Genomic DNA, 13,638 nt, shown 5'->3' on the forward strand with positions numbered 1-13,638 from the left:
CCATGTTCCGCCCGCGTCCCGTTCGCGTCTCCGCCTGGCCGCGACTGACACGGCGCGGCGGCTCGCTCATGATCGTGGGCGTGCTGCTCCTGGCCGTCTCGCTGTGGTTCGACCTGCGCGACGTGGTGCTCCTCGCATTCGTCGGCATCGCGACGCCGCTCGCGGCGGCGGTGTTCGTCGTGGTGCGCAACCCGAGGCTCGCCGTCACCCGTGGGTTCGCCCCGGCGGTCGTCGCAGCAGGCGGATGGACGCGCGTCGCGATCGTCGTGAAGAACCGCGCGCGACGCACGTTCGACGGCGCGCACTGGCGCGACACGGTGCCCGAGGGACTGATGGGTCCGGCCGAGTCGATCCTGCCGGCGATCGGGCCGTACGAGGGCGTGCTCCCCTCGGGCGACGACACCGTACGGCTCGAGTACCGGCTCCGGATGCCGCGGCGCGGCGTCTACTCGATCGGCCCGCTCCGCATCGGCGTCGCGGACCCGTTCGGCCTCGCCCGCATCGACCGCGAGGTCGGCACGGGTCACGAGGTCGTCGTCACGCCGAGGGTCACCCCGCTGGACGCGGCGCTCGGCAGCGCCGCTTCGATCGACGGCGTGGTGCACGGGCTCCGGCGGCGGACGCACCCGAACTCCGACGAGCTCATCGCCCGTGAGTATCGCTACGGCGACCCCCTCCGCCGGGTGAACTGGGCCGCGACGGCCAGGCGCGGCGAGCTCATGGTGCGGGAGGAGGAGCAGCGCGGCGATCCCGAGGCGCGCATCCTCCTGGACACCACGCTCTCCGGCCGGTCCGAGGCCTCGCTGCGCCGGGACGACGACGAGGGGGCGCATTTCGGGTTCGAACTCGGCATCGAGATCGCCGCATCGATCGGGATGCACCTGCTCGAGCGCGGGTTCCGCGTGCGCTGCACGCAGGTCGCCGATCCCGAGCGCGGCGTGATCCCCGGCGCCGCGTTCGGCGGTGCCTACCGGACGCCGGGCGGCGACCGGATGCTCCTCGAGGACCTCGCGAGGCTCGACCGGCCGGGCCGTGCGGCGTGGCACGGAACGGGGGCGGCGCAGTCCGACGCACATCCCCGTGCCCGCGAGGCGCGCTCGCCCGGGTTCGCCGTCCTCGTGGATCCCGACGAGCAGGACGCTCGCGCGCTCGTCGCGCTCCGTCCGTCGTTCGAGCCCGCGGTCGCCTTCGCCACGGACGGCGTCTCGCGTCTCGTCCTCGACCTCATCGAGGACGCGGACTGGCGTGTCGTGCGCGTTCGCCGGCCGGCCGAGATCGGCGAGGCGTGGTCGGGCATCGCGACGACGCCTCGCGAGAGGCCGGCGCATGCGCCCTGACCTCATGCCGCTCTCGCGCGCGCAGCGCCTCGCGCTGACCGCCACGTCGTTCCTGTTCCTCGTCATCGCGACGATGGCACTCGGTCCGCTCATCGCGGGCAGCGGGTGGTGGTGGCTGTGCGCCTTCATCGCCGCGGGCACGCTGTTCTCCGGCTTCGGGCTGCGCTCGATCCGAACGCCGCCCTCCCTCGTGCCGGTGCTGGAGCTCGTGGTGCTGCTCCTCCTGCTCACGCTGCTGTTCGGCGGCGGCACGAGCGTCGCGCTCATCGTGCCCACGGCGGAGACCTTCGAGACGTTCGGCGAGTTGATGGCGGGCGCGCAACGCACGATCGAGCAGCAATCCGTGCCCGCGATCCCGGTGCCGCCGCTGACGTTCGCGCTCGCCGTGGGCATCGGCCTGCTGGCGGTCGTCGTCGACATCCTCGTGCAGACGGCCCGCATGCCGGCGCTCGCAGCGGCACCCGCACTTGTGCCGATCCTCATCCCCGGCTTCATCATCGAGGCCGGTGCCGAGTTGCCGACGCTCGTGCTCACCGCCGCCGCCTACCTCCTTCTGCTGCGCGTGGACGTCCGGGTGCGACGGCGTGCCCGGCTCGCCGCCGGCGAGGAGGGCGATCAGGCGGCAACCGTGATCGCGCCGAAGCGCGTGCCCATCGTGTCGACGCTCGGCGCGTCGCTCGGGCTCGCCGCCGTCGGCCTGCTCGCGGCCTCCGTGCTCGCGGCGTCGACGCCGAGCGTCTCGACGAGCCTCCTGCTCGGGAGTCCGTCGCAGGGCACCCTCTTCGCGCGCGGCGTGAGCCCGTTCATCGACCTGGGGCGCGACCTCCGGCGGCCCGAGCCGCTGCCGGCCTTCCACTACCTCGCGCGCGACGGCGACCGCCCGTACTTCACGCTGCTCACGCTCGACCGGTTCGAGGGCGAGGTCTGGTCGCCCACCCAAACCGCGGTCGACGGCGACAACACGGTCGACCAGATGCCGCGGCCCGACGGGCTCTCGAGCGCGGTCGAGACCTCGCAGCATCCGATCGACGTCGTCGTCGACGAGGTGCGCACGACCTGGCTGCCGGTGCCGTATCCGACGGCACGCATCGAGGGGCTCGAGGGCTCGTGGTTCTGGGACGACGGCGCCCTCACCGTGCGCAGCGTCGACACGAACACGGGCGGCCAGAGCTATCGGGTGACGCGTCTGGACGTCGAACCCACGCCGCAGCAGCTCCGCAACGCCGATCGCGACCTCGACGACGAGTTGGCGTCGTTCCTCGCGCTGCCCGAGGAGATGCCCGCGATCATCGCCGAGACGGCCGTCGCCCTCACGGCCTCGGCGTCGCCGTACGACGCGGCGGTCGCGATCCAGGCGTACCTGCGCGGCGCCGAGTTCGACTACTCCACCGAGGCGCCCGTGGAAGACGGCTACGACGGCGGCGGATTCGACGTGATCGCGAGGTTCCTCGAGACGAAGGCCGGCTACTGCGTGCACTTCGCCTCGACCATGGCGGTGCTCGCGCGGGAGTCGGGCATCCCGTCGCGCATCTCGATCGGCTATACGCAGGGGTCCCCGACCGACCAGCGCGTGGACGGCGTGCAGCGCATCGAGGTCGACTCGCACGACCTGCACGCGTGGCCCGAGCTCTACTTCGAGGGCGTCGGCTGGGTGCCGTTCGAGCCGACCCCGGGCCGCGGCACGGTTCCCGGCTATTCGCGTCCCGGCGCGGGCGAGGAGGGCGCGCCGCCGCTGGCGAGCGCACCGCCCACCGGGCCCGGCTCGACCGGCCGTCCCGACGTCGACCCCGACGGAGGACTCGCGGGCCAGGTGGCCGACCCGGTCGCCACGGCGACGCAGCTGTGGATCCGCAGCGGTGTCGTCGCCCTCGCCGTCGCCGTGCTGCTGCTGCTGCCGGCGCTGTTCCGGTTGAGCCAGCGTCGGGCGCGCATCCGGCGCATCCGCCGCGATGAACGACCGGCGGATGCCGCGTGGGACGAGCTCGCCGCGACGGCGCTCGACCTCGGCGCGGGCGGCAACGGCGGCGAGACGCCGCGCGAGTTCGCGGCCCGGCTGGCCGAGCGGGAGGCGTTCGACGATGCCCGCGCCCGGGCCGCGATCGTGCGCCTGCGCGACGCCGTGGAGCGGGAGCGCTACGGCCCCGCGGGCGGGGGCACGGCGGGTGCTGCGGCATCCGGGTCGCTCGTCGACGATCTCGCCACCGCACGTGCTGCGCTCCTCGCGGACGCGGTGGGCGCCGAGCGGGCACGCGCGCTCCTCATGCCGCACTCGCTCGTCGACGGCGTGCGCCGGGTGCTCGGCGGTCGCGCCCGCGCCGGGGCGTAGAATCGTCGATCGTGGCCACTCAGCATTCGCCGTTCCGCGTGAACGTGCGCGACCTCGTGAACCGCCCTGGAGAGATGCGCGAAGCGCACCTCTCGGTCCCCGTCGCCGCGCAGATGGGGGAGGGACTCGTGGCGGTCCGCGAGGGCGCGGAGCTCGATCTCGACCTCCGGTTCGAGTCGGTGCACGAGGGGATCCTCGTCTCGGCCGACGTCGACGCGGTCGCCGAGGGCGAGTGCGGGCGGTGCCTCATCGACATCGCCCTGCCCGTCCGAGTCGAGTTCCAGGAGCTTTTCGCGTATCATTCTGGAGAAGCTTTCGAGGTTGAGGTTCAAGACGACCACGTGGATCTTGAACCGCTCATACGAGATGCGGTAGTGCTGTCACTGCCGTTCCAGCCGGTGTGCCGGCCGGACTGCCCGGGTCTCGATCCTATGACCGGGGTCCGACTGGCCGATCATCCCGAACTCGTCACCCATGAGCACCGTGACCCGCGATGGGCCGCGCTCGCCGGGTTCCAGGCTTCCGAAGACCAGGGCACGGATGTCGCATCCGAGGCCGACCAGCAGAGAGATTGAGAGAGAGTCATGGCTGTTCCCAAGCGGAAGAAGTCACGCGCCAACACCCACGCGCGCCGTTCGCAGTGGAAGGCGGAGGTCCCCACGCTCGTCAAGACCGTCGAGAACGGCAAGGTCACCTACAGCCTCCCGCACCGTGCGAAGGTCGTCGAGGACTCCGCGGGCACACCGCTCTTCCTCGAGTACAAGGGCCGCAAGGTCGCCGACGTCTAGTCGGCCGACAGCATCATCCGACCCGGTCGTGACGCGAACGGGGCAGACGGGACACGCTGAGCACACGCTCGACGACCTGCAGCGGACGCTGCAGGTCGAGGTGGATCCCGACCTGCTGCTGCTCGCGCTCACGCACCGGTCGTTCGCGTACGAGAACGGCGGCATCCCCACCAACGAGCGCCTCGAGTTCCTCGGCGACTCGATCCTGGGGCAGGCCGTCACCGTCAAGCTGTTCCGGGACCATCCCGAGCTCGACGAGGGCGAACTCGCGAAGCGGCGGGCGAGCCTCGTCTCGAGCGTGGCCCTCGCCGAGGTCGGCCGCGCCATCGGGCTCGGGCCGTACATCCGCCTCGGCCGCGGCGAGACCATGACGGGCGGCGCCGACAAGCCGTCGATCCTCGCCGACACCGTCGAGGCGATCATCGGGGCCGTCTACCTTGACGCGGGCGGTGACGCGGCAACCGGACTCGTACTGCGGCTCATCACGCCGCTGCTCAGCGACCCCGAGCGCTTCGGCGCGGCCATGGATCCGAAGACGAGCCTGCAGGAGATCGCGGCGCGACGCGGCGCCCCGCCGCCCGTCTACACGATCGTCGAGTCCGGGCCCGACCACAACAAGCACTTCGTGGCGACCGTCATGGTCGGCGAGCTCGTGCAGGCCTCCGGCGAGGGCTCCAGCAAGAAGCAGGCCGAGATGTCCGCCGCGCTCGAGGCCTGGACCAGGCTGAACTCGCACTGACGTGCCCGAGCTGCCAGAGGTCGAGGTCGTGCGCGCCGGACTCGCGCAGGCGGTCACCGGAGCTCGGGTCGCCGCGGTCGACGTGCTCGATCGCCGTGCCCTGACCCGGCACGACGCGGCATCCGGCGACTTCGAATCGCTCGTCACCGGTGCGCGCATCGAGGCGGCGGTGCGTCGCGGCAAGTTCCTGTGGCTGCCGATCGGCGACGACCGCGCCGTCGTCGGCCACCTCGGCATGAGCGGACAGCTGCTGCTCCGCACGCCCGACCACCCGGGCGACGACCGTCACGCGCGCATCCGCCTGCACCTCGACCACCCCGAGCACGGAGAGCTCCGCATCGACTTCGTCGACCAGCGCACGTTCGGCTCACTGGCCGTCGACCGCCTCGTGCCGACCGCCGACGGCGAGGTGGCCGGCTTCTCACCCGGGGTCTCCGGGCCCTGGGCGCGCAGCATCCCGGCCCAGGTGTCCCACATCGCGCGCGATCCGCTCGACCCGGCCTTCGACGACCGCCGATTCCTCGACGCCCTCGCGCGCCGGGCGTCGGGGGTGAAGCGCGTGCTGCTCGACCAGGGCCTCGTGAGCGGTGTCGGCAACATCTACGCCGACGAGGCGCTGTGGGCGGTGCGCCTGCACGGCGAGCAGCCGGCCTCGTCGCTGACGCGCCGCAGGGGCGGCGAGCTGCTCACCGCGGTGCGCGACGTGCTCGGCAAGGCCCTCGCCGAGGGCGGCACGAGCTTCGACGCGCAGTACGTCAACGTCAACGGGGCATCCGGGTACTTCGCGCACTCGCTGAACGCCTACGGTCGCGCGGGCCTGCCCTGTCCGCGCTGCGGCACGCCCATGGTGCGCGAGTCGTTCATGAACCGCTCGTCGCACCGGTGCCCGCGCTGCCAGCGGCTCCGGATGCCGCGGGCGGGCGCTGCCACGTCGACTCCAGTGCGAACGGACGGAAGCCCAGCGCGACGTTGATCGCGAGCATGTGCTGGTTCTCGTCGGCATTCCACGTGTAGATGCGCTCCCGGGTGGGGTCGAGCTCGTCGAGGGCGACCAGGTTCGCGAGCTTCAGCCGCATGCCCAGCCGGTGTCCGCGGTGGGGAGCGAGCACGATCGTGTCCCACTGCTCGACCGCTGGCGAGTCGGGCAGGAGCGACAGTTCGGTGAACCCGGCGACCTCGCCGTCGGGGGCCACCGCGACGACGTTGAGGTGCGTGCGGCCCGCCTGGCGCGCGCGGCGCTCGCCGTCGCGGATGCGCGCGGCGTCCCACTGCTCGAGCCCCCACGCGATGGCGCCCGTCGGCGGGTCGGTCGACATCCGCTCGTGGGCGACCGCGAGCGAGTCGATGAGCTCGTCGGGGGCCTCGTTCTGCCAGCCCACGAGGCGGTAGCGGTCGGAAGCCTGCTCCAGCGATGTGCTGAGGAGTCGTCGGAACGCGTCGCCCCTCCCCGCGACGTCCATGGCGCTCACCCGGTACAGCTGGCCGAGGGCGAAGCCGTGCGCGAGCGCGAATCGTGCTGGCGGCGCGTCGGCCGCGATGTCGGCGTCGCCCTGCGGCGGGTGGAGCCGTGGCCTGATCGCATCCTGCGCACCGATCAGGTGGTCGGCCGAGAGCACGATGGCGGGGCGCCCGGCCGCATGCGCAGCCTCCTCCGCGCTGGCGAGCAACCCCGAGCCGATGCCCTCACGCCGTCGATCGGGCTCGACACCCAGGACTTCGATGTACGCCGTGGCGGCGTCGGCGTCGAGCTCCCACTGCACCTCGACCAGGCCGACCAGCCGGTCGGCGTCGAACGCGCCGATCGCGGTGTACCGCGTGAACTCGGCCCGGCGCAGGTCCTGCAGCACCTCTTGGGGCCGGCGGGTCAGGTCGGAGGTGCCGAGCGCCTCGACGTCGAGGCGTCGCAGGAGCGTCTCGTAGGCGGCCAGCTCGGCGTCATCGGTTGCGCCGACGTGGCGGGGAAGGCGGATCGGACGGATGTCGACGGTCATGATCGCTCCTTACAGGCCGCGCGGGCAGCCGCCCAGACTATCGGGACGCGCACCGGGCGGCAATGACCGATCCTCACTTCTGCGGCGAGGGCGGACCGGAACAGGCCGCTCGCTCGGGTACGCTCGTGCGAGGCATCCGCACCGCCAGCCGTACCCGGGGGACCATGTACCTGAAGAGCCTGACGTTGAAGGGATTCAAGTCCTTCGCGCAGCCCACGACGTTCGCCTTCGAACCGGGCGTCACGTGCATCGTCGGCCCGAACGGCTCCGGCAAGTCCAACGTCGTGGACGCCCTGGCCTGGGTGATGGGCGAGCAGGGCGCCAAGACGCTGCGCGGCGGCAAGATGGAGGACGTCATCTTCGCGGGCACCGCGACGCGGGGTCCGCTCGGCCGCGCCGAGGTCAGCCTCACGATCGACAACGCCGACGGCGCGCTGCCGATCGAGTACAGCGAGGTGACGATCTCGCGCACGCTGTTCCGCAACGGCACGAGCGAGTACGCCATCAACGGCGAGACCTGCCGGCTGCTCGACGTGCAGGAACTGCTGAGCGACTCGGGCCTGGGCCGCGAGATGCACGTCATCGTCGGCCAGGGGCAGCTCGACGCCGTCCTGCACGCGAGCGCCGAGGACCGGCGCGGCTTCATCGAGGAGGCCGCGGGGATCCTGAAGCACCGCCGCCGCAAGGAGAAGACCCTCCGCAAGCTCGACGCCATGCAGGCGAACCTGACGCGCCTGTCCGACCTGGCGGGCGAGATCCGGCGCCAGTTGAAGCCGCTCGGCCGCCAGGCGGAGGTGGCGCGGGAGGCGGCGACGATCGCGGCCGTCGTCCGCGACGCGCGGGCCCGCCTGCTCGCCGACGAGGTCGTGGCGCTGCGCTTCGCGCTCGAGGAGCACGGCCGCAGCGAGCACGAACGTCACAGCGAACGCCTCGTGCTTCAGGACGAGCTCGAGCAGCACCAGGCGCGCGTCGCGCGCCTCGAGTCGGCCTACCTCGGCGACGACGTCGACGCCGCGCGGTCGACGAGCCACGCGCTCGAGTCCGCGCGGGAACGGCTGCGCGCCCTCGACGCCCTCGCCCGCCAGCGCATCGCCCTGCTGAGCGCCGAGGCACAGCCGGCCGACACCGCGCCGGCCGTCTCACGAGCGATGATCGACGAGGCGACCGCGGGGCTCGACGCGTTCACCGCAGCGGTCGACGACGCGGCATCCGGTCTCGAGGTCGCGGTCGCGGCCACGCGCACCGCGCGCGGCGAGCTCGACGCCGTCGACGAGCGGATCGCCGCGCAGAGCGCGCGCGTCACCGCGTACGACCTCGAGCTCTCGAAGCTCGCCGGTCGAGCCGACACCGCTGCATCCGGGCTTGCGACCGTACGGGGTGAGGTGCTCCGGCACGCGAACGCCCTCGAGGCCGCCGCCGGTCGGCGCGCCGCCGCCGACGCAGAGCTCGCGCGTGCCGAGGCCGAGGCCGAGGCGGGCGACAGCGCCGAGACCGACCTCGACGAGGCGTACGAGCTCGCCCAGGCCGCCGTCTTCGGGGCCGAGGCCGAGATCGAGCGGATCCGCGAGGAGCTGCACGGCCGGGAGCGCGAGCAGGGCGCCCTCGCCGCCCGCACGGCCGCCCTCTCGCTCGCGCTCGACCAGAGGGACGGCTCGGCCGCGCTCGTCGCGGCGAGCATCGACGGCGTGCGGGGCCTCCTCGCCGAATCGCTGCAGGTCGAGCCCGGGTACGAGCCCGCCATCGCCGCCGCGCTCGGGTCGGTCGCCGACGCCGTTCTCGTCGACGACCGCGCCGCCGCATTCCGCGCGCTCGAGCACGCCGAGCGCGGCGAACTGGGCCGGGTCGCGCTTGCGCTCGCCGACCCGGGTCGTCCCCGGCGCGCGCCGCACGTCGTCGAGGGCCTCGTGCCCGCGGGCGACGTCGTCACGGCGCCTGACGGCGTCCTGTCGCTCCTCGCGGAGGTGTTCGTGGCCGACGACCTTGCGGCCGCCCGGGCCGCGGAGCTCGCGCTCGCGAGCCTCGACCGCCCCATCACCGTCATCACCAAGGACGGCACGGTCGTCGGGCGTTATGTGATCCGCGGCGGCACGGGCCGTGAGCAGGGCCGCATCGAGCTCATCGCCGAGCGCGACCGGGCAGGCGCCCGGCTCGAGGAGGTGCGCACGCTCATCGAGCGTTCCCGCTTCGACCTCGCCGAGCAGCGCACGATCCTCGAGCGGTCGAAGGAGCAGGCCAGGGCGGCGCTCGCCACACTGCGCGAGTTCGATGCCAAGCTCGCCCAGCGCACCGAGCAGCTGAACCGCGCGCGCGTGCAGGCCGAGGCGGCCGACGCCGAGACCGAGCGCCTCCGGCAGGCTGCGGCCAATGCCGAGGAACGCGTCGCCGACGCAGAGCGGGCGGACGAGGAGGCCGGAGCCGCCCTCGACGCCGCGAGGTCCGTCGCGCGCCCCGTGCTCGACGCGTCCGAGCGTGACGGCGCGCTCGCCGCACTCGAGCGGGCGCGCGAGCGAGAGGTCGAGGCACGGCTCCGGCTCGAGACTGCGAAGGAGCGCGTGCGGGCCGAGGAGGCACGCGTGCGGGCCATGGAGCGCCAGTTCGAGGCAGAGCAGCAGGCCGCAGCGGATTCCGCGCGCCGCGCCGTCGTCCGCCGGGCCCAGCTCGAGGCCGCGTCCCGCGTCGCCGCGTCGCTGCCTGCGGCCCTCGCGTCCGTCGACGCGTCGGTCGCCGAGGCGCGCGTCGCCCTCGGACGCGCCGAGGCGGAGCGGGCGAGCCACAGCGAGGAGTTGCAGCGCGTGCGCCGACAGGAGACCGTCGTGCGCGAGCGCCTGCATGCGGTGACCGAGGACGTGCACGGCCTGGAGCTTCGGATCTATGAGAAGAAGCTGCACGCCGCCGGCCTCGTCGAGCGTGCGGAGTCGGAGCTCGGGCTCACCGAGGACGTGCTCATCGTCGAGTACGGACCCGAGATCCCGGTGCCGGCCGAGCAGGACGACGGCGAGACTCGCCCCTTCCTCCGCGAGGAGCAGCAGCGCCGCCTGGCCGGCGCCGAACGCAAGCTCGCACAGCTCGGCCGCGTCAACCCGCTCGCCCTCGAGGAGTTCGCCGCCCTCGAGCAGCGCCACCAGTTCCTCACCGAGCAGCTCACCGACCTCGCGAACACGCGCAGGGACCTGCTCACGATCATCGAGGAGATCGACGGCAAGATGGAGGCCATCTTCCGCGGCGCCTTCGAGGACACACGCGAGGCGTTCGCCGAGGTGTTCCCCGTCCTTTTCCCCGGCGGCACCGGCAGCATCTCGCTCAGCGACCCCGAGAACCTGCTGACCACCGGCATCGAGGTGAGCGTGAAGCCCGCGGGCAAGAAGATCGAGCGCCTGTCACTGCTCTCGGGAGGCGAGCGCTCGCTCGCGGCGGTGGCCCTGCTCATCGCGATCTTCAAGGCGAGGCCCAGCCCGTTCTACATCCTGGACGAGGTCGAGGCCGCGCTCGACGACGCGAACCTGGGCCGGCTCCTCACGACGCTCGAGGACCTGCGCGACTCCAGCCAGCTCATCGTCATCACGCACCAGAAGCGCACCATGGAGATCGCGGATGCGCTCTACGGCGTGTCCATGCGCCAGGACGGCGTGTCTGCCGTGGTCGGGCAGCGCGTGCGCGAGGAGCGCGAGGCGCGCGCGAGCTGAGGGCTGCGGCGACGGATGCCGCAGGGTGCGCCCCGCGGCATCCGCCCCGTCAGTCGACCCGCGGCACCGATCGCGGCGACCGGCACCGACCTCAGGTCAGCCGGCGGTCGTCGGGCTCGACGATACGGAACCACCGGTAGCCGTATGCGTCGAGGTGCACGTCGATGCGGCCCGTCTCGTCGAGCGGGAAGGTGTCGATCGCGAACAGGTCCGAGAACACGGTGTCGGATGCCACGGCACCGAGCTCGAGCGACACGACCGTCGGTCTCGGCGCGAAGTTGTGCACGGCGACGAACCGTCCGACATCTGCCGTGATGCGGTGCGCCAGCACCGCGGCCTGGCCGGTCTCGAGCACCTCGAGCTCGCCCCAGCCGATCTCGGGGGAGCTGCGGTAGCGTACGGCGAGCTCGCGGATGAATGCGAGCAGCGAGTCGACGTCGTGCATCTGCGCCTCGACATTGACGTGCTCGGGTGCGTAGCCGTCGGTCGGCGGGCTCGCCGTGAGCTTGCGCGGCGTCGCCCGCGAGAATCCGCCGTTCACCTTGCCGGTCCACTGCATGGGCGTGCGTACCGCCTGACGCCCCGGTTGCCCGCCGTTCTCGCCCATGCCGATCTCCTCGCCGTAGAACAGCACGGGCGTGCCCGGCAGAGAGAACAGCAGGCTGTAGACCATGCGGATCCGGCGTGGGTCGCCGTCGAGCATCGGCGGCAGGCGACGCACGATGCCGCGTCCGTAGACGCGCATCCACTCCTCGGGCGCGAACGCTTCGAACACCTCCTCGCGTTCGGACTCGGAGAGCTTGTCGAGCGTGAGCTCGTCATGATTGCGGACGAAGTTTGCCCACTGCGCTTCGGGCTCGAGCCGCGGACGCTTCGCGAGCGACTCGGCGAGCGGTCGGGCGTCCTCCCTGGCCAGCGAGAGGTACAGCGCCTGCATGCCCAGGAAGTCGAACTGCATGGTGAGCTCGGGCGGATTTCCCGGACGGCCGAAGTAGTCGAGCTGCTGGTCGAACGGCAGGTTCACCTCGCCAAGCAGCACGGCTTCGCTCGAACGCCGCTGTAGGAAACGGCGCAGGTCGCGCAGGAACTCGTGCGGGTCGCCGATGTCGACGCCGTGCGGCGGTTCGATGAGAAACGGCACGGCATCGACCCGGAAGCCGGAGATCCCGAGCTCGAGCCAGAAGCCGACGGTCTTGGCGATCTCGTCGCGCACCGCGGGGTTGGCGATGTTGAGGTCGGGCTGGTGCCGGTAGAAGCTGTGCAGGTAGTACTGCCCGGTGCGCTCGTCGAGCTCCCACACGCTGTCCTCCTCGCCGGGGAAGACGGTCTGCGCCTGCTGCTTCGGCGGCTCGTCGACCCACACGTAGAAGTCGCGGAACGGTGCGGTCCGGCTGCGCCGGGCGGACTTGAACCACGGATGCCTGTCGGACGTGTGGTTCATCACGAAATCGATGATCACGCGCATGCCGCGGTCGCGGGCGGAGCGGGTGAGCTCGGCCACGTCGCCCAGCGAGCCGAGGCGGGGGTCGACGCCGAAGAAGTCGGTGATGTCGTACCCGTCGTCGCGATCGGGCGTCGGCTGGAACGGCATCAGCCAGATGCACGTGACACCGAGCTCGGCGAGGTGGTCGAGGCGGTGCGCAAGCCCCTCGAAGTCGCCGTAGCCGTCGTCGTTCCAGTCCATGAAGGTCTCGAGATCGAGGCAGTAGACCACCGCGGTCTTCCACCAGAGGTCGCTCCGATCCGTGATCTTCATCGGCCCGCCTCCTCGAGCCCTGGCAGCACGCGCTCGCCGAAGGCGTGGATGAACGCGTGCTGCTCGGTGCCGACGTGGTGCAGGTAGATGCGATCTACGCCCAGCGCGGCGATGCCGGCCAGGTGGTCGAGGTGACGTGCCGTGTCGGCGGATGCGATCAGCGTCTCGGCCACCTGCTGGGGCGTGACGTCGGCGGTGCGTTCGTCGAACTCCTCGGGACGCGCGAGCTCCCACGCGAGGTGCGCGGGAACGAGGCTCTGCCGCCACTGGTCGTGCGCGATCGCGAGCGCCTCCTCGTCCGTGTGCGCCCAGCTGAGGTGCACCTGCACGGCGACCGGCCCATCGCCGCCGGCCTCGCGGTAGGCGTCCATGACCTCCCGGAGCACGTCGGGGGACTGGTCGATCGTGATGATGCCGTCGGCCCACGCGGCGGCGTCGCCGGCCGTCTCGGTGCTCACCGCGGCGGCGAAGAGCGGCGGAGGCACCTCAGGACGGCTCCAGATGCGACCCCGGTCGACGCGGACCAGGCCATCGGCCGTGACCTCCTCGCCGGCGAGGAGGCGTCGCATGACGTCGACGGTCTCGGCGAGCCGCGCGTCGCGTTCCTCCTTCCCGGGCCATGGGTCGCCGGTCACGTGCTCGTTCACGGCCTCGCCGCTGCCGATGGCGGCCCAGAACCGTCCCGGGTACATCTCGCCGAGCGTCGCTATCTTCTGCGCGGCGATGGCCGGGTGATAGCGCTGCCCCGGCGCGGTCACGACGCCGAGTGAGAACCGGGTGGCCTCCAGCGCGGCGCCGAGCCAGCTCCACGCGTACCCGGAGTGGCCCTGGCGGACGCTCCACGGCTCGAGGTGGTCGCTGCACATCGCGGCATCGAAGCCCGCCTCCTCGGCGAGCTTCACCGCGTCGAGCAGGGCACTGGGCGGGAGTTGTTCGTGCGAGGCGTGGAATCCCACGATCGTCATGCGCACTCCTTCCGTTCGGTTCGAGGGTCGCGCGGCGCCGGCCGGCCGGCAAC

At 72.3% G+C, this 13,638-nt stretch carries 10 protein-coding genes; 7 read left to right on the forward strand and 3 right to left on the reverse strand.

Annotation, left to right across the window (positions count from 1 at the left end; all coding sequences use genetic code 11):
* The first annotated feature begins 2 nt into the window (after positions 1–2).
* From IEX31_RS08455 to mutM, 6 genes are all read left to right on the forward strand, one after another.
* On the forward strand, positions 3–1,337 hold the full coding sequence (locus tag IEX31_RS08455) for a DUF58 domain-containing protein (protein ID WP_188742999.1): 1,335 nt from the start codon (positions 3–5) through the stop codon (positions 1,335–1,337).
* Positions 1,327–3,663 (forward strand): transglutaminase TgpA family protein, encoded by a 2,337-nt coding sequence (locus IEX31_RS08460; protein ID WP_188743000.1) that lies wholly within the window; start codon positions 1,327–1,329, stop codon positions 3,661–3,663. Before IEX31_RS08455 ends, IEX31_RS08460 begins: the two co-directional genes overlap by 11 nt.
* An 8-nt stretch (positions 3,664–3,671) precedes the next feature.
* Positions 3,672–4,238 (forward strand): YceD family protein, encoded by a 567-nt coding sequence (locus IEX31_RS08465; protein WP_229662219.1) that lies wholly within the window; start codon positions 3,672–3,674, stop codon positions 4,236–4,238.
* Between the two features lie 9 nt (positions 4,239–4,247).
* On the forward strand, positions 4,248–4,451 hold the full coding sequence (gene rpmF / locus IEX31_RS08470; protein ID WP_022887809.1) for a 50S ribosomal protein L32: 204 nt from the start codon (positions 4,248–4,250) through the stop codon (positions 4,449–4,451).
* 76 nt (positions 4,452–4,527) lie between these two features.
* Positions 4,528–5,190: a ribonuclease III gene (gene rnc, locus IEX31_RS08475; RefSeq protein ID WP_229662220.1), complete on the forward strand. Its 663-nt coding sequence runs from the start codon at positions 4,528–4,530 to the stop codon at positions 5,188–5,190.
* Between the two features lies 1 nt (position 5,191).
* A complete protein-coding gene (mutM, locus tag IEX31_RS08480) occupies positions 5,192–6,163 on the forward strand; it encodes a bifunctional DNA-formamidopyrimidine glycosylase/DNA-(apurinic or apyrimidinic site) lyase (protein WP_188743002.1) in 972 nt (323 codons plus the stop codon).
* On the opposite strand, the gene IEX31_RS08485 is transcribed toward mutM, so the two are convergent.
* Positions 6,051–7,181, reverse strand: a complete 1,131-nt coding sequence (locus tag IEX31_RS08485; RefSeq protein WP_188743003.1) for a GNAT family N-acetyltransferase — start codon at positions 7,179–7,181, stop codon at positions 6,051–6,053. The two genes, mutM and IEX31_RS08485, sit on opposite strands and share 113 nt — an antisense overlap.
* A gap of 164 nt (positions 7,182–7,345) precedes the next feature.
* Between IEX31_RS08485 and smc the strand changes: the two genes are divergently transcribed.
* Positions 7,346–10,864: a chromosome segregation protein SMC gene (gene smc, locus IEX31_RS08490; RefSeq protein WP_188743101.1), complete on the forward strand. Its 3,519-nt coding sequence runs from the start codon at positions 7,346–7,348 to the stop codon at positions 10,862–10,864.
* A gap of 91 nt (positions 10,865–10,955) precedes the next feature.
* On the opposite strand, the gene IEX31_RS08495 is transcribed toward smc, so the two are convergent.
* Both IEX31_RS08495 and IEX31_RS08500 read right to left on the reverse strand, forming a co-directional pair.
* Positions 10,956–12,620, reverse strand: coding sequence for an alpha-amylase family protein (locus IEX31_RS08495; protein ID WP_188743004.1), 1,665 nt, complete (start codon positions 12,618–12,620; stop codon positions 10,956–10,958).
* Positions 12,617–13,585, reverse strand: coding sequence for a TIGR03885 family FMN-dependent LLM class oxidoreductase (locus IEX31_RS08500; protein ID WP_188743005.1), 969 nt, complete (start codon positions 13,583–13,585; stop codon positions 12,617–12,619). The genes IEX31_RS08495 and IEX31_RS08500 overlap by 4 nt, the downstream gene beginning before the upstream one ends.
* Positions 13,586–13,638 lie beyond the last annotated feature (53 nt).

This window comes from Agromyces bauzanensis (genome assembly GCF_014645655.1).
GTDB lineage: Bacteria > Actinomycetota > Actinomycetes > Actinomycetales > Microbacteriaceae > Agromyces > Agromyces bauzanensis.

What these genes read in the sequence shown, in the direction of transcription:
- IEX31_RS08455 (WP_188742999.1), top strand. Translation starts at nt 3, where the DNA reads ATGTTCCGCCCGCGTCCCGTTCGCGTCTCCGCCTGGCCGCGACTGACA.
- IEX31_RS08460 (WP_188743000.1), top strand. Translation starts at nt 1,327, where the DNA reads ATGCGCCCTGACCTCATGCCGCTCTCGCGCGCGCAGCGCCTCGCGCTG.
- rpmF (WP_022887809.1), top strand. Translation starts at nt 4,248, where the DNA reads ATGGCTGTTCCCAAGCGGAAGAAGTCACGCGCCAACACCCACGCGCGC.
- IEX31_RS08485 (WP_188743003.1), bottom strand. Translation starts at nt 7,181, where the DNA reads ATGACCGTCGACATCCGTCCGATCCGCCTTCCCCGCCACGTCGGCGCA.
- smc (WP_188743101.1), top strand. Translation starts at nt 7,346, where the DNA reads ATGTACCTGAAGAGCCTGACGTTGAAGGGATTCAAGTCCTTCGCGCAG.
- IEX31_RS08495 (WP_188743004.1), bottom strand. Translation starts at nt 12,620, where the DNA reads ATGAAGATCACGGATCGGAGCGACCTCTGGTGGAAGACCGCGGTGGTC.
- IEX31_RS08500 (WP_188743005.1), bottom strand. Translation starts at nt 13,585, where the DNA reads ATGACGATCGTGGGATTCCACGCCTCGCACGAACAACTCCCGCCCAGT.